The 23,725-nt window shown below is 62.9% G+C and carries 23 protein-coding genes and 1 other RNA gene; 11 read left to right on the top strand and 13 right to left on the bottom strand.

What is annotated here, in order from left to right; all coding sequences use genetic code 11:
* Positions 1-22: 22 nt before the first annotated feature.
* Positions 23-766 (bottom strand): hypothetical protein, encoded by a 744-nt coding sequence (locus LCM4573_RS24000; protein ID WP_244505403.1) that lies wholly within the window; start codon positions 764-766, stop codon positions 23-25.
* The gene (locus LCM4573_RS23995; RefSeq protein ID WP_046792593.1) at positions 766-1,359 is read right to left on the bottom strand and encodes a LysE family translocator; all 594 of its coding nucleotides are present in this window, start codon (positions 1,357-1,359) and stop codon (positions 766-768) included. The genes LCM4573_RS24000 and LCM4573_RS23995 overlap by 1 nt, the downstream gene beginning before the upstream one ends.
* Positions 1,360-1,516: 157 nt before the next feature.
* Here LCM4573_RS23995 and LCM4573_RS23990 point away from each other — a divergent pair, with 157 nt between their 5' ends.
* On the top strand, positions 1,517-2,362 hold the full coding sequence (locus LCM4573_RS23990; RefSeq protein ID WP_071009017.1) for an aldo/keto reductase: 846 nt from the start codon (positions 1,517-1,519) through the stop codon (positions 2,360-2,362).
* A gap of 9 nt (positions 2,363-2,371) precedes the next feature.
* Here LCM4573_RS23990 and ilvN read toward each other — a convergent pair whose 3' ends face one another.
* Both ilvN and LCM4573_RS23980 read right to left on the bottom strand, forming a co-directional pair.
* On the bottom strand, positions 2,372-2,944 hold the full coding sequence (ilvN, locus tag LCM4573_RS23985; protein WP_046792595.1) for an acetolactate synthase small subunit: 573 nt from the start codon (positions 2,942-2,944) through the stop codon (positions 2,372-2,374).
* 49 nt (positions 2,945-2,993) lie between these two features.
* A complete protein-coding gene (locus LCM4573_RS23980; RefSeq protein WP_071009015.1) occupies positions 2,994-4,772 on the bottom strand; it encodes an acetolactate synthase 3 large subunit in 1,779 nt (592 codons plus the stop codon).
* Between the two features lie 381 nt (positions 4,773-5,153).
* Here LCM4573_RS23980 and LCM4573_RS23975 point away from each other — a divergent pair, with 381 nt between their 5' ends.
* Positions 5,154-7,241 (top strand): helicase HerA domain-containing protein, encoded by a 2,088-nt coding sequence (locus LCM4573_RS23975; RefSeq protein WP_071009013.1) that lies wholly within the window; start codon positions 5,154-5,156, stop codon positions 7,239-7,241.
* A 5-nt stretch (positions 7,242-7,246) separates the two neighbouring features.
* Here LCM4573_RS23975 and miaA read toward each other — a convergent pair whose 3' ends face one another.
* On the bottom strand, positions 7,247-8,137 hold the full coding sequence (miaA, locus tag LCM4573_RS23970) for a tRNA (adenosine(37)-N6)-dimethylallyltransferase MiaA (protein WP_071009011.1): 891 nt from the start codon (positions 8,135-8,137) through the stop codon (positions 7,247-7,249).
* On the opposite strand from miaA, the gene serB reads away from it, so the two are divergent.
* The 4 genes from serB to LCM4573_RS23955 all read left to right on the top strand — a co-directional run bounded on the left by serB (position 8,138) and on the right by LCM4573_RS23955 (position 10,240).
* The gene (gene serB, locus LCM4573_RS23965) at positions 8,138-9,028 is read left to right on the top strand and encodes a phosphoserine phosphatase SerB (RefSeq protein ID WP_071009010.1); all 891 of its coding nucleotides are present in this window, start codon (positions 8,138-8,140) and stop codon (positions 9,026-9,028) included.
* A gap of 69 nt (positions 9,029-9,097) precedes the next feature.
* Positions 9,098-9,373: a BrnT family toxin gene (locus LCM4573_RS27570; protein WP_244505402.1), complete on the top strand. Its 276-nt coding sequence runs from the start codon at positions 9,098-9,100 to the stop codon at positions 9,371-9,373.
* Positions 9,354-9,641 (top strand): BrnA antitoxin family protein, encoded by a 288-nt coding sequence (locus tag LCM4573_RS23960; RefSeq protein WP_071009008.1) that lies wholly within the window; start codon positions 9,354-9,356, stop codon positions 9,639-9,641. The genes LCM4573_RS27570 and LCM4573_RS23960 overlap by 20 nt, the downstream gene beginning before the upstream one ends.
* Positions 9,638-10,240 (top strand): GNAT family N-acetyltransferase, encoded by a 603-nt coding sequence (locus LCM4573_RS23955; protein WP_071009006.1) that lies wholly within the window; start codon positions 9,638-9,640, stop codon positions 10,238-10,240. The genes LCM4573_RS23960 and LCM4573_RS23955 overlap by 4 nt, the downstream gene beginning before the upstream one ends.
* A gap of 2 nt (positions 10,241-10,242) precedes the next feature.
* Here LCM4573_RS23955 and LCM4573_RS23950 read toward each other — a convergent pair whose 3' ends face one another.
* The 6 genes from LCM4573_RS23950 to LCM4573_RS23925 all read right to left on the bottom strand — a co-directional run bounded on the left by LCM4573_RS23950 (position 10,243) and on the right by LCM4573_RS23925 (position 16,786).
* Complete coding sequence (locus LCM4573_RS23950; protein WP_083347619.1) at positions 10,243-11,886, bottom strand: Do family serine endopeptidase; 1,644 nt, start codon at positions 11,884-11,886, stop codon at positions 10,243-10,245.
* Between the two features lie 388 nt (positions 11,887-12,274).
* Positions 12,275-13,210, bottom strand: a complete 936-nt coding sequence (hflC, locus tag LCM4573_RS23945) for a protease modulator HflC (protein ID WP_071009004.1) — start codon at positions 13,208-13,210, stop codon at positions 12,275-12,277.
* Positions 13,210-14,307, bottom strand: coding sequence for an FtsH protease activity modulator HflK (hflK, locus tag LCM4573_RS23940; protein WP_071009002.1), 1,098 nt, complete (start codon positions 14,305-14,307; stop codon positions 13,210-13,212). The genes hflC and hflK overlap by 1 nt, the downstream gene beginning before the upstream one ends.
* 145 nt (positions 14,308-14,452) lie before the next feature.
* Complete coding sequence (locus LCM4573_RS23935; RefSeq protein WP_071009001.1) at positions 14,453-14,980, bottom strand: dihydrofolate reductase; 528 nt, start codon at positions 14,978-14,980, stop codon at positions 14,453-14,455.
* Positions 14,980-15,774: a thymidylate synthase gene (locus tag LCM4573_RS23930; protein ID WP_071008999.1), complete on the bottom strand. Its 795-nt coding sequence runs from the start codon at positions 15,772-15,774 to the stop codon at positions 14,980-14,982. Before LCM4573_RS23930 ends, LCM4573_RS23935 begins: the two co-directional genes overlap by 1 nt.
* Positions 15,775-15,868: 94 nt before the next feature.
* Complete coding sequence (locus LCM4573_RS23925) at positions 15,869-16,786, bottom strand: LysR family transcriptional regulator (protein ID WP_071008997.1); 918 nt, start codon at positions 16,784-16,786, stop codon at positions 15,869-15,871.
* A 94-nt stretch (positions 16,787-16,880) separates the two neighbouring features.
* On the opposite strand from LCM4573_RS23925, the gene LCM4573_RS23920 reads away from it, so the two are divergent.
* The 5 genes from LCM4573_RS23920 to LCM4573_RS23900 all read left to right on the top strand — a co-directional run bounded on the left by LCM4573_RS23920 (position 16,881) and on the right by LCM4573_RS23900 (position 19,244).
* Positions 16,881-17,687 (top strand): NAD(P)H-dependent oxidoreductase, encoded by an 807-nt coding sequence (locus LCM4573_RS23920; RefSeq protein ID WP_071008995.1) that lies wholly within the window; start codon positions 16,881-16,883, stop codon positions 17,685-17,687.
* A gap of 66 nt (positions 17,688-17,753) precedes the next feature.
* Positions 17,754-18,120: a transfer-messenger RNA gene (ssrA, locus tag LCM4573_RS23915) on the top strand.
* Between the two features lie 118 nt (positions 18,121-18,238).
* A complete protein-coding gene (locus LCM4573_RS23910; RefSeq protein ID WP_071008993.1) occupies positions 18,239-18,745 on the top strand; it encodes an SspB family protein in 507 nt (168 codons plus the stop codon).
* Positions 18,746-18,759: 14 nt separating this feature from the next.
* Positions 18,760-18,954: a DUF4169 family protein gene (locus tag LCM4573_RS23905; protein WP_071008992.1), complete on the top strand. Its 195-nt coding sequence runs from the start codon at positions 18,760-18,762 to the stop codon at positions 18,952-18,954.
* 74 nt (positions 18,955-19,028) lie between these two features.
* Positions 19,029-19,244: a ribbon-helix-helix domain-containing protein gene (locus LCM4573_RS23900; RefSeq protein WP_071008990.1), complete on the top strand. Its 216-nt coding sequence runs from the start codon at positions 19,029-19,031 to the stop codon at positions 19,242-19,244.
* Here the strand turns inward: LCM4573_RS23900 and LCM4573_RS23895 are convergent.
* Together LCM4573_RS23895 and LCM4573_RS23890 are read right to left on the bottom strand one after the other, a co-directional pair.
* Positions 19,241-20,023: a DUF3658 domain-containing protein gene (locus LCM4573_RS23895; protein ID WP_071008988.1), complete on the bottom strand. Its 783-nt coding sequence runs from the start codon at positions 20,021-20,023 to the stop codon at positions 19,241-19,243. The two genes, LCM4573_RS23900 and LCM4573_RS23895, sit on opposite strands and share 4 nt — an antisense overlap.
* A gap of 13 nt (positions 20,024-20,036) precedes the next feature.
* Positions 20,037-23,723: an AsmA-like C-terminal region-containing protein gene (locus LCM4573_RS23890; RefSeq protein WP_071008987.1), complete on the bottom strand. Its 3,687-nt coding sequence runs from the start codon at positions 23,721-23,723 to the stop codon at positions 20,037-20,039.
* Positions 23,724-23,725: the final 2 nt, after the last annotated feature.

Here is a 23,725-nt window from a genome sequence, read left to right as displayed (position 1 = left end):
GATCTCTCCCCGGATCAGATGCTCAAAAGGCCGCGGCTCCAGTTTTCCCGGATTGGCATAGGGGTTCGCAAACGCGAAGATGAAGAAGAGAATGACGCCCGAGTAAGCGCCGAACAGCGACAGCAGCGCTATATGCGTCCGCGTCGGACGGGAGACGTAGAAGGCAGCCGAAACCAGAACCAGGCCGATCAAGGCCGGCCCCCCAGAACAGGCCGGAGAAGCGGCTGACCGAGGTGGCCTCCCGGAGTTGCCTGTAGCGGGCGATCGAAGCAATCCGGTCCTTCATGCGCTGGCTCAGATATCGCTCGCGGTCGGTCGTCGGAGAAAGGTCCAGCAAGCGCCGATAAACCTCGTCCCAGATCATCCAGGCCTTTGGGGAAAGGCCCTGATGCTGCGCCAGCAGCGGCCACTCCTCATCCACGACGACCGCCAGATAACGCGCTAGCCCCTCCTGCAGCGGCACGACGATCACGCCGCCGTAGCGCCCGGCATCGTGATAGACATCCGAGATGGCGATCGCCTCGTCGGTCAGCGTGGCGCGCACGCCCTTGTAGTCGTCAAGCTCCTGCGCATAGACGAGACCCAGGATCAGCCCGTGCAATGTCGCGATCCTGACTGCGACATTGTTGGCCACGTCCCACGTCCGGTCCCCCTCATATCCCGGATGGAGCAGCGTTCGCGCGATGAAATAGCTGCCCAGCACCAGAGCAATCGTACCAAGGACGAAACCGATTCCGATTGCAAGAGAGATCAGGAGGTCGCTCATCACTTCAACATTGGCCAGAGGCTCGCAACAAGCAAGACCGCCATGGTGATGTTGAACCATTTAAGCCGCACAGGCACCGACAGCCATTCCCGCAGCGCCGAGCCAAAGCCCGCCCAGGTGGAAACGCTCGGGACGTTGACGGCGGCAAAGACCAGGCCCACCATCAGCACGGTCGGCAGGTAATAGGCGGGGTCGGTATAGGTCGCCATGGCGGTGACGGCCATGACCCACGCCTTGGGATTGACCCACTGAAATGCCGCCGCGCCCAGAAATGTCATCGGCCGGGCTGCCGCCTCGCCTTCCGAAAGGCTGCGCGACGTACCGATCTTCCAAGCGATCCACAGGAGGTAGGCGCCGCCCGCGAACTTCAGCACGGTATAGAGAAGCGGCACGCTCTGCATCAGCGCGCCGAGACCGAGGCCTACGGCGATCAGAAGCGAGAAGAAGCCGGCGCCGATGCCGAACATATGCGGAATCGTGCGGCGAAAGCCGAAATTCACGCCCGATGCGAACAGCATCATATTGTTCGGCCCCGGCGTGATGGAGGTCGTGAAGGCGAACAGGAATAGAGCCAGAAGGGTTTCCAGCGACATAATTACTCCTTAGCGCCAATATGATGAGATTTTCAGGTGCCATCTCTTCGTGGATGGCTGTGATTGCGGTGTAAGCCCGATTCCCTCTATCGACAAGCGGGGTTGGCGTTCGCGACGAAAGTCATATGTTAGGTTCGATTTTTTCGCGAGGTCGTCCATGTCCGATCCAATCCCCACCATCACCCTTCCTTCCGGCGCAAAGATTCCCGCACTCGGCCTCGGCACTTGGCAGATGGGCGAAGAGCCGCGCAAGGCCGGGATCGAGGCGGAAAGCCTCAAGCGCGGCATCGATCTCGGCATGACGTTGATCGACACGGCGGAAATGTATGCGGAAGGCGGCGCGGAGCGCATCGTCGGCAAGGCGATCGAAGGCCGGCGCGACAAGGTCTTCCTGGTCAGCAAGGTCTATCCGTGGAATGCCAGCCGCGACGGGGTGATCGCCGCCTGCGAACGCAGTCTCGAGCGGATGGGCACAGACCGCATTGATCTCTACCTGCTCCACTGGCGCGGCCAGCATCCGCTCGGAGAAACCGTCGCCGGCTTCGAGACGTTGAGGCAACAGGGCAAGATCGGCGCCTGGGGCGTCTCCAACTTCGATCAGGACGACATGGAAGAACTGATGGAGCTGCCGGATGGCGCAAACTGCGCCACCAACCAGGTGCTCTACAATCTCTCCCGCCGCGGCATCGAATACGACCTCCTGCCCTGGTGCCGGGAGCGCAACATTCCGGTCATGGCCTATTCACCTATCGAGCAGGGGCGGCTAGCCCGCAATGCCGAACTCATCCGCATCGCCAAGGCCTATCAGGCAACCCCGGCGCAGGTGGCGCTTGCCTTCCTCGTCAAGCGTCAGGGCGTGATCGCCATTCCTAAGACCGCCAATCCCGACCGGATCGATGAGAATCGCGAGGCGATATCGCTGGAGATCAGCGAAGAGGATTGGGCGGCGCTGGATCGTGCCTTTCCGCCGCCCCGAGGCAAGACGCCGCTGGAGATGATCTGAAGCTTCGCCTCACATTCCCTGCGGGCCGCGGTTCATGGCCGCGATGCCGGTGCGGCACACTTCCACGAGTCCGAGCGGCTTCACGACGGCCACGAACTGGTCGATCTTGGAGGACTTGCCGGTGATCTCCAGAATGAAATGCTCCACGGTGGCATCCACCACCTTGGCGTGGAAGGCATCGGCAAGCCGAAGCGTCTCGGCGCGGCGCTCGCCCTGCCCCACGACCTTGATAAGCGCCACCTCGCGCTCGATCGGCCGTTCCTGGCCGAGATCGCGGGCCCGCACGGTCAGGTCCACGACGCGGTGCACCGGCACGATCCGCTCGAGCTGCGCCTTGATCTGCTCCAGCACGTGGGGCGTTCCGCGCGTCACGATGGTGATGCGCGAAAGATGCGCCTCATGTTCGGTTTCGGAAACCGTCAGGCTCTCGATGTTGTAGCCACGCCCGGAGAAAAGGCCGATGACGCGGGCTAGAACTCCCGGCTCGTTGCTGACGAGGATCGAAAGCGTATGGCTTTCGACCTTTTCCGTCTCCGGCGAAATGAAATAGGCTGAGCCGGTCGGTTGTTGATGGGCATTCATGATCTTGGGTCCGTTTCCTTAGAATTCAGTTCAAGAAAGCGAGCCCGCATCAGACGAGCTGGCGCCCTTTCGCGTCGATCGCCGTCGCTACCGCCTCGTCAGTGGCCTCGYCCGGCAGCAGCATCTCGTTATGCGCCTTGCCCGAGGGGATCATCGGGAAGCAGTTGGCGAGATTGGCCACGCGGCAATCGAAGATCACCGGCTTGTCGACCGCGATCATCTCGGCGATCTTCCCGTCCAGTTCCTTCGGATCATCGCAATAAAGGCCGACCGCTCCATAGGCTTCCGCCAGCTTGACGAAATCCGGCATGGCTTCCGTATAGGAGTTCGACAGGCGATTGCCGTGCAGGAGYTGCTGCCACTGGCGCACCATGCCCATGTATTGGTTGTTGAGGATGAAGATCTTGACCGGCAGATTGTGCTGGATGGCGCAGGACATTTCCTGAATGCACATCTGGATCGACGCATCGCCGGCGATATCGATGACGAGCGCCTCCGGATGGGCGACCTGGACGCCGAGGGCGGCAGGCAGGCCGTAGCCCATGGTGCCGAGACCGCCGGAGGTCATCCAGCGGTTGGGCTGTTCGAAGCCGAAGAACTGCGCCGCCCACATCTGATGCTGGCCGACCTCTGTGGTGATGTAGGTATCCTTGCCCTTGGTCGCCTCGAACAACCGCTCCAGCGCGTATTGCGGCATGATGACGTCGGAAGAGTTCTTGTAGGAGAAGCTCTTGCGCGCCCGCCAGCGGTCGATCTGCGTCCACCATTCCTCGGTCTGCGCCTTTTCCGGCTTCTTCGGCAGCGCCCGCCACAGGCGGACCATATCCTCCAGCACATGCTCGACATCGCCGATGATCGGCAGGTCGACCCGGACGGTCTTGTTGATCGAGGACGGGTCGATATCGATATGGATCTTCCGGGAATTCGGCGAGAACGCGTTGACCCGGCCGGTAATGCGGTCGTCGAAGCGGGCGCCGATGCAGACCATGACGTCGCAATCGTGCATCGCCATGTTGGACTCGTAGGAACCGTGCATGCCGAGCATTCCCAGCCAGTTCCTGCCGGATGCCGGATAAGCGCCGAGCCCCATCAGCGTGGAGGTGATCGGGAAATTGGTGAGTTCCACCAGTTCGCGCAGCAGCCGCGACGCTTCCGGACCGGAATTGACGACGCCGCCGCCGGTATAGAGGATCGGCCGGCGCGCCGAGGCCATCAGTTCGACCGCCGCCTGGATCGCGCCGAGATCGCCCTGGACCTTCGGCTGGTAGCTGGACTTGGCAGGCGTTTCCGGACGCGGCGTATAAGTGCCGGTCGCAAACTGGATATCCTTCGGGATATCGACAACGACCGGGCCGGGCCGCCCGCTCTGGGCGATGCGGAACGCCTCGTGGATGATGCCGGCAAGCTCGTTGACGTCCTTGACCAGCCAGTTGTGCTTGGTGCAGGGCCGGGTAATGCCCACCGTATCGCATTCCTGGAACGCATCGGAACCGATCAGCGTGGTCGGGACCTGGCCGGAAATGCAGACGAGCGGGACGGAATCCATCAGCGCGTCCTGCAGCGGGGTGACCGCATTCGTCGCGCCGGGGCCGGAGGTGACGAGCATGACGCCAACCTTACCGGTGGAGCGGGCATAGCCTTCGGCCGCATGGCCGGCCCCCTGCTCGTGCCGCACGAGGATGTGCTGGATATCGTCCTGCTGGAATATCTCGTCGTAGATCGGCAGCACGGCGCCGCCGGGATAGCCGAAGATATGCTCCACGCCGTTGTCCTTCAGCGCTTTCAGAACGATCTCCGCGCCCGTCATGCGATTGTCAGTATCCGTCATTGCTCTCGTCCATTCGCCGGTGATTTTGGTGCATTAAGCTCATTGCGAGCCGGATTGAAGGCATAAAAAAAGGCCCCTTGAGGAGCCTGTCTTTCCGCGCATGGGTGGCTGTCGCCGGATGGTTACACCATCCTGCCCATGCGCGGTCCCACCACAATAAGTGCGCTCGAAATCTTCATGGTGCGAAGTGTTAGCCACATAATCGGCATTCGTCAACTTGGCGCTGCGTCAAAAAATGCCACCACGTTTGTTTTCGCGGCAACCGAACCGTCGGCCGCTACACCACTTGTTAAACCGGCGGCTATAGAATTCCGGAATTTCAAGGGATAGCGCGAGCTCGCAGACGAGCCGCAAGCCAAACCCCAGCGACAGGGGCCAGTTTTGCTGAACAACGACCTCCATCGTTCCATCTCGGCCGGCGAACACGAGCGCCGCGATCTTCAAAAGGTCGGCGACCGCCTGCTCGGCCGGGTCGTCGCTTGCAGCGGTTCGCATGCCACGATCGCGGCTATTGCCGCGGATGGCGACACGGAGGTAGCGGAGCTCTGGTCCGTCGGCCGCCTCATATCGATCGCGGTCGGGGAAAACCGGGTGGTTGCGCTCACCTATTCCATGCAGACCAGCCGTCAGGACTGGAGCGAGCACGAGGACAACCGCTTCCACATCGAAGTCGAGCTTCTGGGCGAGGTCCGCGCGCGCCCGGACGGCCGGGACGAGTTTTCCACCGGCATATCGCGCTATCCGCATCTCGGCGCCATGGCCCATCGCATCCGCGCTTCCGACCTGCTGCGCATCTACGACACCGGCAAGAGCGACACCTGCGTCATCGGCAAAATCACCCAGGACGAGACGATAGACGCGACGATCCACATCCCATCGATGCTGTCGAAGCATTTCGCGGTCGTCGGCTCGACGGGCGTGGGCAAGTCCACCGCCGTTTCGCTGCTGCTGCACAAGGCGATCGAAACCGACCCCAAGCTCAGGGTATTGATCCTCGACCCGCATAACGAATTCGCGGCCGCCTTTCCGGACCACGCCGTCGTCATCGACACCGACAAGCTCGACCTGCCCTTCTGGCTGATGAAGCTCGACGAGTTCGCGGAAGTGGTGTTCCGCGGCCGCCCGCCGGTCTCGGAAGAGATGGATATCCTGCGCGATCTCATTCCCGAGGCGAAGCGCGCCTTCCGGGGCAGCGAAGGCTCGCCGGCGCGACGCACCGTGGAGCGAAGCTCGATCACCGCCGATACGCCGGTTCCCTATCGCGTGGCCGATCTCCTGGCCTTCATCGACGAGCGCATCGGCCGGCTGGAAGGACGCGGCGAGAAGCCTTCACTGCGCTCGCTCAAGGTGCGGATCATGTCGGCGATCAACGATCCACGCTACCATTTCATGTTCTCCAACAACACGATCAGCGACACGATCATGGAAACGATCGCGCATATCTTCCGCATTCCGGGCACGGACAGGCCGATCTCCACCTTCCAGCTCGCGGGCATCCCTTCCGAGGTCGTCAATTCGGTCGCGTCCGTGCTTTGCCGCATGGCGTTCGAGATCGCGCTCTGGAGCAATGGCGCGATCCATGTGCTGGTGGTCTGCGAAGAGGCGCACCGCTATGTGCCCGCCGACCGGGAGCTCGGCTTCTTCCCGACCCGGCAGGCCATTTCCCGCATCGCCAAGGAAGGCCGCAAATACGGGGTCTCGCTCGGCATCATCACCCAGCGGCCGGGCGAACTCGACCAGACGATCCTTTCGCAGTGCTCGACGGTCTTCGCCATGCGGCTCTCCAACGAGCGCGACCAGGAAATCATCAAGTCGGCGATCCCGAATTCCTCCATCTCCACGACCAGCTTCCTCTCCTCGATCGGCAATGGCGAGGCCATCGCCTTCGGCGAGGCTATCTCCGTGCCGATGCGCATGCGCTTTTCGCGCGTCGATCGCCTGCATCTGCCGAAGGCGCATGGGATTGCCGAACGGCAGTCGGAAGAGACGCCGGATACGGTGGATCTGCGCGCGGTCATCACCCGCATGCGCGCGATAAGCGGCCCGGACATTTCCACCTTCCAGCGTCGCTACGAGGCTGCGACCACGCTGGACAATCTGACCTTCGAAGGCAGCCCGGAAGTTCACGACTTTCCGCCGGCAAGCGACGAGGAATTCGAGCGCTGGGGTCGCGAGATGCATGGCGAGCCGAGACCGGCCGCCGACCTGTCAGGTAGTAGCGAGGCCCCGCGGATGGAGCCCTACAGGCCCGACATGCTGCCCCGCGGCGACACCTCCCCGAAACCGCCCGCCACGCCATGGCCCGACCGCTTCGCGGAACTGCGCAGGCAGCGCTTTCCCGAGACTGGCGCTCAGCCGCCTTCGCCGAGCGGAGACGGCCTACGCGCCGCTCCCCTACCGAGACGTGAGGGATCGCTGCGGGAAAGCCTGCTGAAACGGCCCTTGAGCAGCCTCTACGACAAGGATTAGTGCCGCTAGCCGAGACGTTCCCAGCTCTCGTCCATCTGGTTGCGGAACCAGGTCATCTGGCGCTTGGCATATTGCCGCGTTAGTGCTGCACCTCTTTCGATCACGTCTTCCCTCGTCATCCTGCCTTCCAGCATTTCGGCGATCTCCCGCACGCCGATCGCCTTCATGACCGGGAGGTCGGGCGCCGGATCGAGAGCGAGAAGCGCCCTCACCTCTTCGATCGCGCCGGTCTCCAGCATGATCTCGAAACGGCGATTGATCCGCTCATGCAGCAGCTTGCGTTCCGGCAGCACGACGATCTTGCGCGCCCGCGCCGGATCGATGACCATCGGGCCGCGCCTGTCCTGAAACTCCGAGATCGAACGGCCCGTCTCCTCCAGGACCTCGAGCGCGCGGACGATCCGCTGCCCGTCCTTGGGCTCCAGGCTTGCCGCAACCGGTGCGTCCAGAAAGCTGAGTTCGGCATGGAGCGCCTCCGGCCCCATTTCCTTCAGGCGCAGGCGCACCCGGCAACGGATATCCTGCGAGATTTCCGGCATGTCGGAGAGACCGCCGGTCAGCGCCTTGAAATAGAGCCCCGTGCCCCCGACCAGCACCGGCAGCCTGCCTTCAGCCCTCAACTTCGCCAAAAGGGTCGAGACGTCGCGCAGCCATTCGCCGGTGGAATAGGCGCGCGTCGCCGGCACATGCCCATAGAGCAGATGCGGCACGCTGCGCATCTCCTCGCCCGACGGCCTTGCGGTGAGGACCCGCAGCGTATCGTAGACCTGCATGCTGTCGGCATTGATCACCACGCCGCCCTGCTCTTCGGCGAGTCGTACGGCAAGCGCCGACTTGCCGCTCGCCGTCGGCCCGGTTATCAGGATCGCGTCCACATCATCCAAAAGGTCTTTCATATGGCTTTCGTTGCCACGCTCATCGCCCATCCGTCAAACCCCATTCTGTCACCCGTACTTGGGGAGAAGGCGGCCGAGGCGGTGAATGCCGCCGGCCTTTATTGGCTCGCGGACGGCATTGCCTGCGATATCGCGCTGCGCGACGGCGCCGATCCGCGCGCCGCGGAAGCCAATCTGCAGGCCGTGATCGCCGCAAGCCCGATCGATCTCGTGGTGCAGGAGGCCGAGACCCGCCGCAAGAAGTTCCTGATCGCCGACATGGATTCCACCATGATCGGACAGGAATGCATCGACGAGCTGGCCGATGTCGTGGGCTTAAAGGAGAAGGTCGCGGCGATCACAGCACGGGCCATGAACGGCGAAATCGCCTTCGAGCCGGCGTTGCGCGAACGCGTCGCTCTCCTGAAAGGGCTGCCGGTTTCCGTGGTCGACGAGGTGATCGCCAAGCGCATCACGCTCACCTCCGGCGGGCCGGAGCTTATCGCCACCATGAAGGCAAAGGGCCACTATTCCGCACTGGTTTCCGGAGGCTTCACGGTCTTCACCAGCCGCATTGCCGCGCGCCTCGGCTTCGACGAGAACCGCGCCAATCTCCTCATCGAAAAGGACGGGCTGCTGACCGGCGAGGTGGCCGAACCCATTCTCGGCAAGCAGGCCAAGATCGACGCGCTGGTCGAGATCAGCGAGAGGCTCGGCATCACGCCGGAAGATGCGATCRCAGTCGGCGACGGAGCCAACGAYCTCGGCATGCTGGGGCTCGCCGGCTCCGGCGTCGCGCTGCATGCCAAGCCCACCGTCGCCGCCCAGGCAAAGATGCGCATCGACCATGGCGACCTCACCGCCCTTCTCTACATCCAGGGCTACCGGAAGGCGGATTTCGCGATGGTATAAATACCACCATCAATCGCCGTTGAAGCATTACAAAAATGTATGTACATCAGGTGATGGAATGGAATTCGAATGGGACCCCCAGAAAGCGGACCTGAACAGGCGAAGCACAGGGTCTCATTCCAGATTGCGCAACATGTCTGGGACGATCCTCATCATCTAATCATCCCGGATGCGGTCTACGACGGCGAAGAGCGATGGCTTGCGATAGGCTCGGTCTCATCGGTGACCATTCTGGTCGTTGCGCATGTCTACCGGAGCGCCGGAGCAGAAGAGGTGATCCGTATCATCAGTGCCCGAAAGGCCACTCCGCATGAAAGGAGACGATATGAGCAAGAAGCCTTTTAGCGACGATCAATTGGCTGAACTGGCGGAAATCGCAGCACTCAGCGATGATGATATCGACACCAGCGACATTCCGGAAATCACGGAAGAACAGTGGCGCCTGGCAAAGCGGGGTCACCTTTACAGACCGCTGAAGAAATCCGTCACCATCCGGCTGGATGCCGACGTGATCGAATGGTTCAAATCACATGCCCATGGAAGCGGCTATCAGACCGAGATCAACAGCGTGCTGCGGCAGCACGTTGCCCGGCAGGAAAAGAAACGGGCATGACGTCCAATCCGGCCCACCGGCAAATCCCCACCATCATCCTGGAAACCGAACGCCTTCGGCTGCGCAACTGGCTGGCCTCCGACCGCGACCTCTTTCGCGAGATCAATGCCGATCCGAAGGTGATGGAGTTCTTCCCCTTCCGGCGGTCCCATGCGGAGGCCGATGCGATGATGGAAAAGCTGAATGGCCTGATCACGGAGACCGGCCTCGGCTTCTATGCGCTGGAACTCAAGGAAACCGGCGAGCCGATGGGCTTCTGCGGCCTTTCGCTCGCCAACATGCCGGATATCTTTCCCCCGGAGACGGTGGAGATTGGTTGGCGGCTGGCCACCCGCTTCTGGGGCAACGGCTATGTCACGGAGGCGGGACGCGCACTCATCGACTGGGGCTTCGAGAAGGCAGACCTTGCAGAAATCGTCTCCTTCGCGGTCACCGGCAACCGCCGATCCACAGCCGTCATGGAACGGATAGGCCTCCGAAGGGATGCGAGCCGGGACTTCAATTCACCACGCGTGCCGGACACGCACCCCCACCTGAAGGGCCATGTGGTCTACGCCCTCAGCCGGAGGGAATGGGAGGCCGGCAGAACGCCGGCCTAGGCCTATTCGAGGGGTACTGCCACGAACCGCAGGTTTCCGGTCGCGTCGGAAATCATTACATGCGCATTGCGGCGTCCTTCCGCCTTCAGCGCCTGAACCTTGGCCACAACATCGGCCGGGCTCGCCATGAAATCCTGCCCGACTTCAACCACCACCTCGCCGGGCTTCAAGCCCTTTCCGGCGGCGGCTGAATCCGCTTCGACGGCGGTGATGACGACGCCTTCGACGCTTTCTGCAATGCCGAGGCTCCTGCGGCGCTCTTCATCGAGCGTGGCGAGCGTCATGCCGAGGCTCAGCGTCGGGTCATCCGTTACCGCCCCCGACTGGTCACCGGACTGATCTCCTGACTGATCTCCCGGCTGGTCCCCGGGGGCGCCGTTCTCCGGAGCCATATCCTCGCCCTCGCCTTCGGGTAGAACGGGCTGTTCGGCATCGTCGGCGGCGGCATCGGCGCTATCTTCCAGGCGGCCCAACGTCACCTTGACGGTTTCTTCCTTGCCGTCGCGCAGCACGACGACGTCGACTTCCTTGCCGACCGCGCTCTCCGCCACGGCCCGCGGCAGGTCCCGCATTTCGTTGACCGGTCGGCCGTCGAAGGAAAGGATGACATCACCGGAGCGCAGCACGCCGTTGTCGACCGGACCTCCCTTGATGACGCCGGCAACCAGCGCGCCGCGGGCGCGGTCCATACCGAGGCTCTGGGCGACCTCGTCGGTCACCGGCTGGATGCGCACGCCGAGCCAGCCGCGGCGCGTCTCGCCGAACTCGATCAACTGGTGGACGATGTTTTCCGCAAGTTCGGTCGGGACGGCGAAGCCGATGCCGATCGAGCCCCCGGAGGGCGAGATGATGGCCGTGTTGATGCCGATGACCTCGCCGCGCATGTTGAAGAGCGGACCGCCGGAATTGCCCTTGTTGATGGCGGCGTCCGTCTGGATGAAGTTGTCGTAGGGCCCGGCATTGATGTTACGGTTGCGGGCCGAGATGATGCCGAGCGTCACCGAGCCGCCGAGGCCGAAGGGATTGCCGATCGCCATCACCCAGTCACCGATCCGCATCTGGCGGGAATCGCCGAAGCGCACCGCCTTCAACGGCGTCTTCGGCTCCACCTTCAGCACCGAAAGATCGGTCTTGGTATCCGTGCCGACCAAGGTGGCCTTGAGCTTGCTGCCGTTCGGGAAAACGACTTCGATATCATCGGCGCCCTCGATCACATGGTTGTTGGTCACCACAAAGCCGGCCGGATCGATCACGAAACCGGAACCGAGCGAGGAAACCTTCTGGGCCCCGCCCTGGCCACCCTGACCGTCGAAATAATCCTCGAAGAACTCCTGGAAGGGGGAGCCTTCCGGAATCTGCGGTTGCGGGCCGGCGCCCTCCTCCTTGACGCTCTGGGACGTGGAAATGTTGACCACGGCATCGAGCAGCCCACCGGCCATATCGGCGACCGAGGCCGGCCCTGCACCCGGCAGAACGGGCGAAGGCGGCGTGGTCGCAATCGGCGGAGAAGCGGTCGGAGGCGCTGGCAGCATTTCCGCGGCGGGCGGCGCCGGCGGAGCCTGTTGCGCTTGCGGGGGCGCAGGCTGCGTCTCCGGCGTCGGCTGTACTTGCGGAGGAGCCGGCTGCGCATCAGGAGCAGGTTGCATCTCGGGGGTCGGCTGCGCATCAGGGGCTGGCTGCGTCTCGGGAGGAACCGGCTGCGCCTCGGGCGCGGCTGGAGGAACGGCCGGCCCGGTCGTCTGGGCTGCAGCCTGCAAGGGTCCCGCCAGAACGGCGAAGGCCGCGATCAGCGCGACTGAGCACTTCCAGGACGATTGAACCGAATGGACCATCTGGTTTCCTCGCTATCGGGTAAGCCCGGCACGGTAGCGGGCGGACTGTTGAACTTCGGCCTCAAGTTTCGACCGAGCATAAGGCGGAATAAAGACAGGYGAAATTACCTTTTCGTGAGACGGCGCCCCTCGCCCGGCATTCGCCTGTGGATGTCTCCAGAAAAGACCGGGGCGGCCCGCAGCCGCCCCGATCATCGTTCCGTCAGTTTGCCGCTGCCGGCTGGGTAGGCGCGGCAGGTGGCGCCACCTGCCCCGGCTGGCCGCCGGAGCCGTTGAAGAAACGGAAGAATTCCGAATCCGGCGACAGAACCATGGTCGTTCCGTTATTCGCCATCGAAGCCACATAGGCCCGCATCGAACGATAGAACTGGAAGAAGCCCGGATCGCGCGTGAAAGCTTCCGCGAAGATCTTGTTGCGTTGGGCGTCACCCTCGCCTCGGATGATTTCCGAATCGCGCTGGGCCTCGGAGACGAACTCCACGACCTGGCGGTCGGCGATGGCCCGGCGCCGCTGACCTTCCTCGCCGCCGCGGGCTCGGATCAGTTCCGCCTCGGCCAGACGCTCTGCCCGCATGCGGGCGAAGGTCTGCTGCGAGACCTCCTGCGTCAGGTCGGTCCGGCGAATGCGGACGTCCTGGATCTTCACGCCGAGAGACTCGGCCGCCTGGTTCAAATCGTTATGAACCTCGGTCATCATCGAGGCGCGCTCGTCGGAAAGCGCGGCGGTGAAGCTGCGGAGACCGTAAACGCGGCGCAGACCGGCATCGAGACGGGTGCTCAGACGCGCTTCTGCAGCCTCCCGGTCGCCCGACACGGCCTCCCGGAAACGGCGGGGGTCTTCGATGCGATAGACCACGAAGGCGTCGACCTCATAGAAGGCGCCGCCGCGAACCTGAACGCGGATATTGTCCAGATCGAAGCGCAGGGCGCGATCCTCGATATATTGGACACGGTCGGCGTCCATGAAGGCGAAGGGCAGCTTGAGATAGATGCCGGGTTCGCTTTTCACGTCCTGAATCTCACCGAAGCGGACGACGATGGCCTGCTCCCGCTCGTTGACCACGAAAACCGAGGAGTAGATCAGGAAAAGAATGACCGCGAGGCCGATCAGCAGGGCTGGCAATTTGTTCGAAACCATCAGTTAGCCCCCTGCGTGGCCGCCGGCCGGTTGATTTCATTGAGCGGCAGGTAGGGAACGACGCCCTGGCCACCCTCGATGATGATCTTGTTCGAGTTCTTCAGCACGTTCTCCATGGTCTCGATGAAGATGCGCTCGCGCGTGACATCCGGCGCATTGGCATATTCCTGATAGATCGAAACGAAGCGCTGCGCCTCACCCTGCGCCTCGTTGACGACGCGATCGCGATAGGCGGAAGCCTCTTCCCGGATCTGCGCGGCCTGACCGCGAGCCTGACCGAGCTGCTGGTTCGCATAGCGGTTGGCTTCCTCGACGATACGGTCCTCGTCCTGTTCGGCGCGCTGCACTTCTTCGAAGGCATCGGCCACTTCACGCGGCGGAGCCGCATCCTCGATCGGCACGGCATTGATCGAAATGCCGGAGCCGTAGCGGTCCATCGTGCCCTGGATGATATCGCGAACCTGCGTCGACATTCCTTCGCGGTCGTCGCGGAAGAGGTCCTGCGCCGGACGACGGCCGGCGACCTCGCGCATGGCGCTGTCGGCGACCTGCTGCAGGGTCTCGGCCGGCGATTCCAGATTGAAGAGATAGGCGCGCGGATCGGTCACCGTGAAAAGCACCGAGAACTGCACGTTGACGATGTTCTGGTCGCCCGTCAGCATCCAGCCCGCGTTCGAATTGCTGGAACCGCGTGCACCGATATTCTGCTGCTGCTCGGTGACCTTGACGATCTCGACCGTTTCGAACGGCCAGAGGTGGAAGTGCAGGCCCGGCATGRAAATCTCGTCCTTCGGACGGCCGAAGCGCAGCTCGACGCCGCGTTCGTCCGGCTGGACGGTGTAGATCGATTGGAATGCGAGGAAGGCGATGAGGACCAGCGCAATGATCGCGAAGGCGCCGCCATTGAAGCCTCCCGGCACGACGCCCCGCAGCCTGTCCTGGCTGCGCCGGATGATGTCCTCCAAATCCGGCGGACCGCCGCTGCCACCGCCGCGTGGGCGGTTGGGTCCCTGTCCCCAGGGTCCCTGATTATTACCGCCACCACCGCCGCCGCCCCAAGGGCCGCCGCCGCCACCATTCTGATTGCTCCAGGGCATCAAAACCTCTTTGTTTGCAAATTCTCCCATCCCGGAACGACAACTTTTGACAGCCACCGCCAAGGTCATTGCCCGTTATAGGTACGAGTTTCACGCCTTTCAACGCGGCACTCAATAACTTCCAGGTGTTTGGTAACGAAATGTTTCAGTTTGCCGCAGCACGGCGGGAATAAACCACGAAACGGGTTGGAAAACTGTCCTTTTCGCCCGCCGGAACGAAGAGTTCTTCGCTCTTTTCGAAGACGGCGGGGTCGATCGGTGGAAAGAAGGTGTCTCCGTCTTCGATCTCCGCTTCCACATGCGTCACATAGAGCCGGTCGGCGACGTCGATCGCCTGGGCATAGATCTGCCCGCCGCCCAGGATTCCGATCTCGTCGGCTCCCGTTTGCGCCGCGATCGCCTGCGCCCGATCGAGCGCCTCTTCAAGCGACAGCGCCACCTCCGCGCCTTCCACATGGAAGGCCGGATCGCGCGTCACGATCACATGCGGCCGCCCCGGCAGAGGCTTGCCGCCGAAGCTTTCGAGCGTCTTGCGGCCCACGACCATCGGCTTGCCCAGCGTCATCGCCTTGAAGCGCTTGAGGTCCGTCGAGAGCTTCCACGGCATATCACCGTCGCGGCCGATGACATTGTTCCTGGAGATCGCGACGAAAATCGAAACGGGAACGGCCATCACACCGCTACCGCCGCCTTGATGTGCGGATGGGGATCGTAATCCGTCAGCGTGAAATCCTCGAAGCGGAAGGAGAAGATGTCCTTCACCTGCGGATTGATGTGCATTTTCGGCGGCGCCTTCGGCTCGCGGGTGAGCTGCAGTTTCGCCTGCTCGAAATGGTCCGAATAGATATGCGTATCGCCGAGCGTATGGACGAAATCGCCGAGCTTCAGCCCCGTCACCTGCGCCATCATCATGGTCAACAACGCATAGGAGGCGATGTTGAATGGCACGCCGAGGAAGACATCGCCCGACCGCTGGTAGAGTTGGCAGGAGAGCTTTCCGTCCGCAACATAGAACTGGAACAGGCAGTGGCAGGGCGGCAGCGCCATTTCGTCGACCAACGCCGGGTTCCAGGCGGAAACGATATGACGGCGGGAATTCGGGTTGACCTTGAGCCCTTCGACAAGCTGCGCGATCTGATCGACATGCCGGCCGTCCGGGGCCGGCCAGGAGCGCCACTGATAGCCGTAGACGGGGCCGAGATCGCCATTTTCATCGGCCCAGTCGTCCCAGATCGAGACCCCGTTTTCCTTGAGATAGGCGATATTCGTGTCGCCTTTCAGGAACCAGAGCAGCTCATGGATGATCGACCTCAGATGCAGTTTCTTGGTGGTCAGCAGCGGAAAGCCTTCCGAAAGATCGAACCGCATCTGATAACCGAAGACGGAGCGCGTGCCCTTGCCGGTGCGATCGCCGCGATCGATGCCGGTTTCCATGACATGCCGGAGGAGGTCGAGATATTGCTTCATGATACGAGCCGCTGATTCCTTGTTCCCCCTATATTAGCGCCGACCGGGCCGGCGGGCCACCTGCTTGCCGGGACCTCCACAGGATATGCCTATTTCATCGCTCTATGCCCGGAATGGCGACGATTTCCGCGGCGAGGAATTCCATCAGCAGGCGAACTCTTGCGATGCCGGCCCGCTCGGGCACGATGAGCATGTTCAGCGGCACCGAAGGCAGGGAATATTCCGGCAGGACCGCCTCGAGCCGCCCTTCCCCCAGTAGGTCGTCGACAAGCCAGCGGTGTGTGGGACCGATGCCGCGCCCGGCGGCAAGGGCCTCCCGCGCCGCAAGCCCGTGATCGACCCGGAAACGTCCACCGAACGTCACGACATGCCGCGCGCCGTCTTGCCCCTGAAGGACGAGCGTGTCGCTTCCCGCGACGTTCGACATGCGGATGCCTTCATGGCCAGCAATATCCTGCGGGCGAGCCGGCCTGCCATGGGCCGCAAGATAATCGGGCGCGGCGACGAGCAGGCGCCGGCTCTGGCCGAGGGGCCGCAGCTTCATGGAACTGTCGGTCAGCGGGCCGAGACGCAGAGCGACATCGACGCCTTCCCGCACGAGGTCCACCCGTTCGTCGGTGAGGCTGAGGTCGATCCCGATATCCGGATAGCGATCCTGAAAGGCGAAGATCAGGCGGCTGACATGCAGGACGCCGAAGGCCGCCGTGCAGGAGATCCGGATCGTGCCGGCTGGTGCTCCGCGCGCGCCGCGCGCCTCGTCGCCCGCCTGCTCCACGAGACGCAGGATCTGAACGCTATCGGCATAATAGCGGCTGCCTTCGTCCGTCAGCGTCACCCGCCGGGTGGTCCGCGAGAGAAGCGGCACACCGACCGCCTCTTCCAATTCCCTCAGATGCCGGGTCACCGTGGACTGGCCGATACCGAACTCGCGCGCTACCGCCGAGAGACTGCCGCGTTCGGCTACCCGCACGAAGGTGCGCATTCGCTCCAAGGTGACATCCGATTTATCCATAATCCGGCATAATCCTATTCATCATCGACATCTACCGGGTCGCTTTCATCCTGTCTACCTACGGGTCTGCCATTCGTCACAGGAGTTGCTGACCATGAAAGTTCTGCTTGTCTTTGCTCATCCCGAACCGGGTTCGCTCAACGGCGCTCTTCGAGAGGTCGCGGTGAAGGAACTCGAAGCCCAGGGCCATGAAGTCCGGGTGACCGATCTCTATGCCGAAGGCTGGAAGCCGGAGATCGACCGCGCCGATTTTCCAGCGCTTGCGCCGGATGCGCGGCTGATCCCCGTCGCCGCTTCCAAGGAAGCCTTCAAGGGCAACACGCTGACCGGTGACGTTCAGGCCGAAATCGAGAAGCTTCTATGGGCCGACGCCCTGATCCTCCAGTTCCCGCTCTGGTGGTTCAGCATGCCGGCGATCCTCAAGGGTTGGGTCGAACGTGTCTTTGCCTATGGCTTCGCCTATGGCGTCGGCGAGCATAGCGAAACGCGCTGGGGCGACCGCTATGGCGAGGGAAAGCTCGCCGGCAAGCGCGCCATGCTGATCGTGACCGCCGGCGGCTGGGAGGAGCATTATTCCGCCCGCGGCGTCAACGGACCGATCGACGACCTGCTGTTTCCGATCAATCACGGCATTCTCTATTATCCGGGCTATGACATCCTGCCGCCGTTCGTGGCCTATAAGGTCGATCGCCTGGACGAGGCGGGGTTCGAAACCGTCGCGGAGCGTCTGCGCGAGAGGATGYGCACGCTGCAAACCACCGCGCCCATCCCCTATCGGCAGCAGAATGGCGGCGATTACCTGATCCCGAGCATGCAGCTGCGTCCCGGCCTTGCCGATCCGGCCGCAAGCGGATTCGCGCTGCATCTCGACGGCGCCGCGATCGTCCGCAAGGCATCCTGACGGATGCCCGGCGTTCCGCCGCCGCCCTGCAATTGCCGATATTTTTCAGGCCGCAAACGCGGCCTGCCTCTTTTCATGGCGGCCGGAAACACCTATATCACCCTTGCCGGGCACCCGCCCGGCTATGGCAATAAACGGTCGGTGTAATAAACCTATTGGACCCGGGGGCGGTACCCGGCGCCTCCACCAAAAACCGGTCGGTCCGAAGACCGGCTTTTGATGGGGGCGAAATAGGATCGACAAGGGTGTAAAGATCGAACTTTTGCTCGGCATGATACCACCGTCATCGGGTCACAAGTGTAGTTGCAAACGACAACAACGCTAAGGAATATGCTCTCGCTGCCTAATGGCGGTGCGGGAATTCCGCTCTAAGCCCTTAGGGTTAGCACCTTAAGGCGGGGTCCGAAGGCACCTGGCAACAGAAGCCTTCACCTTCTCCCTCCAGTCGAATAGTATGTGGTTGACTCGAAGCGTCGCGGGGGTTTTCCCCGAGCTGCCCGCATGGCATAACGCGCTTTACATAAGACAGAGAATTGGAAAGACAGGACCGTATGGGGCAGGATCATATCCGTTACGACATTCTGGCGCAGGACGCCTTGCGCGGCGTCATCCGCAAGGTTTTGGCGGAGGTCGCGGCAACCGGTCGCCTGCCCGGAGACCACCATTTCTTCATCACCTTCCTGACCGGCGCACCGGGCGTGCGTATTTCCCAGCACCTGAAGGCGAAATATCCCGAACAGATGACCATCGTCGTCCAGCACCAGTTCTGGGACCTGAAGGTGACCGACACCATGTTTGAGATCGGGCTTTCCTTCTCGGATACGCCCGAACGTCTCGCCATCCCCTTCAATGCCATTCGCGGCTTCTACGACCCGTCCGTGAACTTCGAGCTCGAGTTCGAGGTGCCGTTGTCGGAAGAGGACGATGCGTCGGCGGAAATCACCGCCATTCCGGTCGAATCCGCACCGCGGACGGTCGAAGCACCGGAAGCCGCTCCCAGTGAAGAGAAAAAGGCCGGCTCGGTCGTCTCGCTCGATTCCTTCCGCAAGAAACACTGATCCCACGAGGTCTCATGACCGGCCAGGTCGTTAATCTCCGCCAGTTCCGGAAGAACAAGGCGCGCAGCGAAAAGGAAAAGCAGGCGGAGCAGAACCGCCTCTCCTTCGGCCGCGGCAAGGCGGAGAAGACGCTGACCCGCGCGCTCAACGAAAAGGCGGAGAAGACGCTGGATCAGGGCCGGTTGGAAAAGCCGCTCGACAAGGACTGATGGCCCGTGCGGCTGCTGCGCGGCCTTGACGCCGAATTCTCGACCGCTCCATGCGTCAACGATGGAGCCCCTGCATGATCCGAAAACACTCCACGACGCTGCACGGCCATCGCACCAGCTTCACCCTCGAAGACGAGTTCTGGCAGGAGCTGCGGCTGATCGCCGAGGAGCGGAAGATCAGCATTGCGGCGCTCATAGCCGAGATCGACGACGGCCGCGCGGCGGAGAGCAATCTCTCATCGGCCCTCCGCGTCCACGTGCTTAACTGGTTCAAAAACAAATCTTCCTAAGAGCTGGCCAACCGGACCCGGTAGTTGCGCAATCCCTGGCGCTCGCCATCGCTCTCGATCAGCGCTTCGTCGATGAGATGCTGCAGCCGGGAATGAACGAACATGTCGCTCAATCCGTTTCGGGGATCGCATTTGCCCATCACATCGCCCGCGACCCGCGCCGCAAGGCGCCATTCGGCCGGGCAATTTTCCAAGATGAAGGCATCGTGAACCGACAGATCGCGGAAACGCAAATGTCCGGAACCGTCGCATTCCCGCAAGAGCTCCGGCCGGATGGCGATCGTCTCGAATTCCGCGGCAAGACGGCGACGTTCGATCCCGGGGATACTAATCGCGTCCGGTGCAAAACCGGCCAATGATTGCGGATCATGGACGGCAACGGCATGCAAACCGTCCCGTGGCGGCACCGGGACATGCATGAGGGTTGCCCACGTATCCGCAAGCCGATGGCAAGCCATCCGCAGGAAAACATAGTCCGCCCCGCTGCCGCTCGCCCAGATCAACACGCGATGCGGTCCGCCGGAAATCACGCGCTCGCGCAATATCCGCCACGGAGCAAAGACATCCTCTCCCCCGTGCATCGTTAAATCCAGATCATCATCGCCATATCCCTTCGAAAGGCCCTGCCAAAACAGGAACCGCTCCCTTTCACCGGCGAGGGGACCAAGCCTCAGATCATCCATGATGCAGTGCACGTCGCCCGACAAACCGAGGCGTTCGACGGCATGTTTCAAGCTGGCGGCGGCACTTGGCGAGGTTACGACGTGAAGATCGGTCATTGGCCAAGACCCGCTACTGGAACGCCGAGTTTCCAAGCGGCGGCAGGCTCTCCCGGATGACGTCCTCCGTGGGCGGCACGGTCAGGACCGGTGCCTGCGGCTGGCTTTCTTGGGTTTCCCGCTGCCGGCGCTGTTCGGCCAGGGCGGCTTGCCGGCGCGTCTCGGCTTCCGCCTGCCTTTTGGCTTCCGCCTCCCGCCGCGCCCGGTCTTCGGCCTCCGCCTTCTGGCGGGCCGCCTCGCGCTCCGCCGCCTGGAAGTTATAAAGCGCGACCTCGCGGCGAAGGCGCTGCTTTTCCAGGACGCTCGCCTGCAGCGTTTCCACGCGCCGCCGTTCGCGCTCGAAGGCACGCTGTGACAGGAAATTCGTGAGCGGCGCCGCATCGATCGTCTTTTTAGGAGCGGCGAGATCGCCGGAATAGACGAGCCGCACCGTCGGGTCGCCGCCAGCGATGGCTTCATCCCCTGCATCATAGGTGATCGCGAGACTGCCCTGGAGCGCTTCTTTCAGGAGATCGATGCGGACATCTCCCATCAGCTTCGCCGGGCCGGTCGAGGCCGCGACATTCTGCGCCCGGAGCTCGCCATCGGTTACGGTGAAGGGAATGGCGACCTGCCCGAGATTGGCGGAGCCCCTGTGCACGACTTTGGACAGCAGAGGCAGGATCTTTGCCTCCGTTACCTCGCCCTCGAGCTTGTCCACCTCGGCGGTGAGCGGCGGCAGGGCATTCGGATTGATGCCTTCGACGGAAAGGCCGGAGAACCGTATCTCGCCCGAGCCTCCCGCCGAATCCAGAAGTTCGGCAACGCTCTTTCCCGTCACCTCAGCCGAAAGGTCAAACCCGAGCCTGCCGCTTGCGACCGGCACTTMATCGAGATTCCAGACCGGCGGCGCGAGGTCGGCATCTTCCAGGTGAATTTTTGTCTGGAAGATACCGGCGCCCTCGCCGTTCGACATCATCATCCGGCCGGAAACCCTGCCGCCCTGCCATTTCCCATTTCCGTCCTCAATCGTGACACCGCCATTCCGATGCACGAGTTTCGCGGAGAAATCATCGATCCTGCCGGCCACACCCGCCCAGAAAGCCTTGGCTTTCACGTCGAGGTTCACATCGGCATCGCCGAAGATCGGACGGCCGAAATCCCTTGCCGAAAAGGCGCCGCTCTCCGGTTCGGTCAAAGGCCCGTAGACGGCTTCGCCAAGCCAGGACAGATCGAGTGTGTCTAGATCGAGCGTCCCGGATGCGGGATAGCCAGGCAGGGTGCGGTCGACGCTCAGCTCGCCTGAAAAGGCGCTGCCGGCGGCCTCGCCGTTCACGCCCGTCAGTTTCACGGCCTGCGGGGTCATGGCCACGTCTCCCGCAAGCCGGAGCGGCAGGCCCGAACCGAATTGCGGCAGGCCAATGCCCGTCATCAGCAGATAGGGTTCGAGATCGGCGCTCTGCAGATTCACATGCGCCCTTCCCTCACCGAAATCGCTCGCCTTCAGATCGACATCGCCCTTGGCCGAAAGCTGCGTGCGCTCCGTGCGGAAGGTGAACTCGGCGGCAGCGGGTCCATCACCCTGCTGACGGAGATCGAGGTCAAGATGGCCCGCCCCATCGCCCTCGAAGGGCAGCGGATCGAAGCCCACCTGCCCCAGCAGGATCGAGGGAGTGGGATTGTCGAGGCTTGCCTTAACCGTGAAATCCGGTCCGCCGGTGAGATCGAAGATGCGCGGCAGTTCGAGATCGGCGGAAAGCCTGCTGCCGTTCATGGCACCTGTCACGACCGCCGAGATGCCGCTTCGGCCGGCCCCGCCGATCGTCAGGTCGGCGGAGAGATCGGTATCGGCGAACCAGGCGGAATTCTGCGCCAGCTTTTGCAGCGCAGGATGCGACGGCAGCCGATCGCGCAGCATTGCGAGGAAGCGGCCGGGATTTGCGGCCTTCAGAGTGACGGTCGCATTGCCGAGATAGGAGAGCAGAGAGCCTTCCGCCTTGCCGCGGGCATCGATCGTCGCCCCCTCCAGGCTGCCGACCGTCAGCCGCTCCAGCGACAGCGCACCTTCCGAAAGCGTGAAGACGGTATCGACCTTCTCCGCCGCCACGCCGAAGGCGGTGAACCGGTCGGCCTTCAGATTGGCGGCAATGCGGTGATCGAGCACGGCCTGGCCGGCATCATCGCCCGTCATCAGTGAGGCGAGGGCCCGCATGGCATCGATGTCGATCTCGTTGCCCGAAAGATCGAGGGTCAGCGCAGGTACGGCATTCGACGGCGACTGGCGCTCGACGCTTCCCGTGAGCGTCGCCGGTCCTATCGCCAGTTCGAGATCGTCGAAACGCTGCAGTTCGGGTGTCAGGTTGACCTTCGCCGAGAAACCGGCCGTGCGCAATTGCCGAATTGCCGGGACCACCTGTCCGGAGAGCCAGTCCGCAAGGCCCGAAGGCTGGGTCGAGGCGAGCAGCAGGTCACCCACGAAGGCAGGGCGACCGGTCAGCGTCAATTGCCCCTTGCCTTCGATCTGCGTGCGCCCCGGCAGGGTCGCCACGACATTATCGACAGTCCAGCCGTTTCCGGCAGGGCGAACATCCAGACGAATATCGCGGATGGTCGTGTCGTTCGCGACGATCGCCGGCAGGCGCAGGCTTGCCCGGCCCGGCACCTGTGGAACGGGAATGCGCGCGGCGAGATCGATGAAGGCATTGATGCGGCGGTTGGCCGAGGCGTACCGGCTTGTCTTGCCGCGATTGCCGTTGCCGAGACGGTCGACATCGATCTGCTGGCCTTCCGCCGTCAGCAGAAATTCAGGCTTTTCGCCGGTGTCCAGGGTTGCTTCCCCGGTCACCACGTAAGGATCGTCCAGAGCGCCCGCTTCCAACCGGTATTCCGGGATGCGGAGGCGTTCGTTGGTCAGTTCGAAGCCGCCCTTGAGGCGCGGTCCCGGAGGTGGCGGCTCGACGGGCTCGGTCTCGTCCTCCTCCTGCAGGAAGCCGAAGGTGAAGTTGCCGCGGTAGAGCGGCTTGCTGTCGGCAATCGCCAGTTCGCCGTCGAGATTGACCTCGACCGCCTGCGCTTCCGGCCACAGGCGCAAGCGAAGCGGCAGCCGGCCCGCCGCCCGATCGATCTCCCCGCTCGCCAGCGTGAAGCGCGCCTCGTAGCCATCGAGAATTGCGTTGCCCTCGCCCCGCCAGGGACCGGTGAGCCTTTCCGCCGACATATCGGCGGAAAGTCCGGTGAGGCGGCGCGACTTGCCGGTCTGTTCATCGATCAGGTCAATCGCGCCATCGGTGATGTGCACATCCTCGATGACGACGGTGCGGGCCGGGATCGCCGGACGGCTGCCGCGCATCCAATCGAGCGTGCCGTCCTGCAATACGCGAATGCGCGCCTTCGGCTCCTCGATACGCATGTCGAAGATGCGCGCCTCGCCCGAAAGGAAAGGAGCAAGCTCCATATCCATCGAGAAGCGGGCGACCTGAACCAGCGGCTGGCCGTCTGTATCCGTCCCGACCCTCACATCGTGCAGGGTGACGGAGGGAAACGGCAGGATACGCGCATCGACGGCGCCGTGGACGGAGACCTTCTTGYCGAGAATGCGGCTTGCCTGCTCCTCGAAGGCGACGCGGAAGCTCGACCAATCCACGAAGAACGGAGCGAGCAGCGCGGTGAAAAGCGCCACCACGACAAGTCCGCCGATTGCAAGCATGATGCGTTGAAGCACCG

This window comes from Rhizobium sp. LCM 4573 (assembly GCF_001854865.1).
GTDB lineage: Bacteria > Pseudomonadota > Alphaproteobacteria > Rhizobiales > Rhizobiaceae > Neorhizobium.
This window is presented reverse-complemented; position numbering and strand designations above follow the sequence as displayed.

Coding starts and splice junctions, on each gene's coding strand:
- LCM4573_RS24000 (WP_244505403.1), bottom strand. CDS start 766: ATGAGCGACCTCCTGATCTCTCTTGCAATCGGAATCGGTTTCGTCCTT.
- LCM4573_RS23995 (WP_046792593.1), bottom strand. CDS start 1,359: ATGTCGCTGGAAACCCTTCTGGCTCTATTCCTGTTCGCCTTCACGACC.
- LCM4573_RS23990 (WP_071009017.1), top strand. CDS start 1,517: ATGTCCGATCCAATCCCCACCATCACCCTTCCTTCCGGCGCAAAGATT.
- ilvN (WP_046792595.1), bottom strand. CDS start 2,944: ATGAATGCCCATCAACAACCGACCGGCTCAGCCTATTTCATTTCGCCG.
- miaA (WP_071009011.1), bottom strand. CDS start 8,137: ATGAAAGACCTTTTGGATGATGTGGACGCGATCCTGATAACCGGGCCG.
- LCM4573_RS27570 (WP_244505402.1), top strand. CDS start 9,098: ATGGGACCCCCAGAAAGCGGACCTGAACAGGCGAAGCACAGGGTCTCA.
- LCM4573_RS23960 (WP_071009008.1), top strand. CDS start 9,354: ATGAGCAAGAAGCCTTTTAGCGACGATCAATTGGCTGAACTGGCGGAA.
- LCM4573_RS23955 (WP_071009006.1), top strand. CDS start 9,638: ATGACGTCCAATCCGGCCCACCGGCAAATCCCCACCATCATCCTGGAA.
- LCM4573_RS23950 (WP_083347619.1), bottom strand. CDS start 11,886: ATGCAACCTGCTCCTGATGCGCAGCCGGCTCCTCCGCAAGTACAGCCG.
- hflC (WP_071009004.1), bottom strand. CDS start 13,210: ATGGTTTCGAACAAATTGCCAGCCCTGCTGATCGGCCTCGCGGTCATT.
- LCM4573_RS23935 (WP_071009001.1), bottom strand. CDS start 14,980: ATGGCCGTTCCCGTTTCGATTTTCGTCGCGATCTCCAGGAACAATGTC.
- LCM4573_RS23930 (WP_071008999.1), bottom strand. CDS start 15,774: ATGAAGCAATATCTCGACCTCCTCCGGCATGTCATGGAAACCGGCATC.
- LCM4573_RS23925 (WP_071008997.1), bottom strand. CDS start 16,786: ATGGATAAATCGGATGTCACCTTGGAGCGAATGCGCACCTTCGTGCGG.
- LCM4573_RS23910 (WP_071008993.1), top strand. CDS start 18,239: ATGGGGCAGGATCATATCCGTTACGACATTCTGGCGCAGGACGCCTTG.
- LCM4573_RS23905 (WP_071008992.1), top strand. CDS start 18,760: ATGACCGGCCAGGTCGTTAATCTCCGCCAGTTCCGGAAGAACAAGGCG.
- LCM4573_RS23900 (WP_071008990.1), top strand. CDS start 19,029: ATGATCCGAAAACACTCCACGACGCTGCACGGCCATCGCACCAGCTTC.
- LCM4573_RS23895 (WP_071008988.1), bottom strand. CDS start 20,023: ATGACCGATCTTCACGTCGTAACCTCGCCAAGTGCCGCCGCCAGCTTG.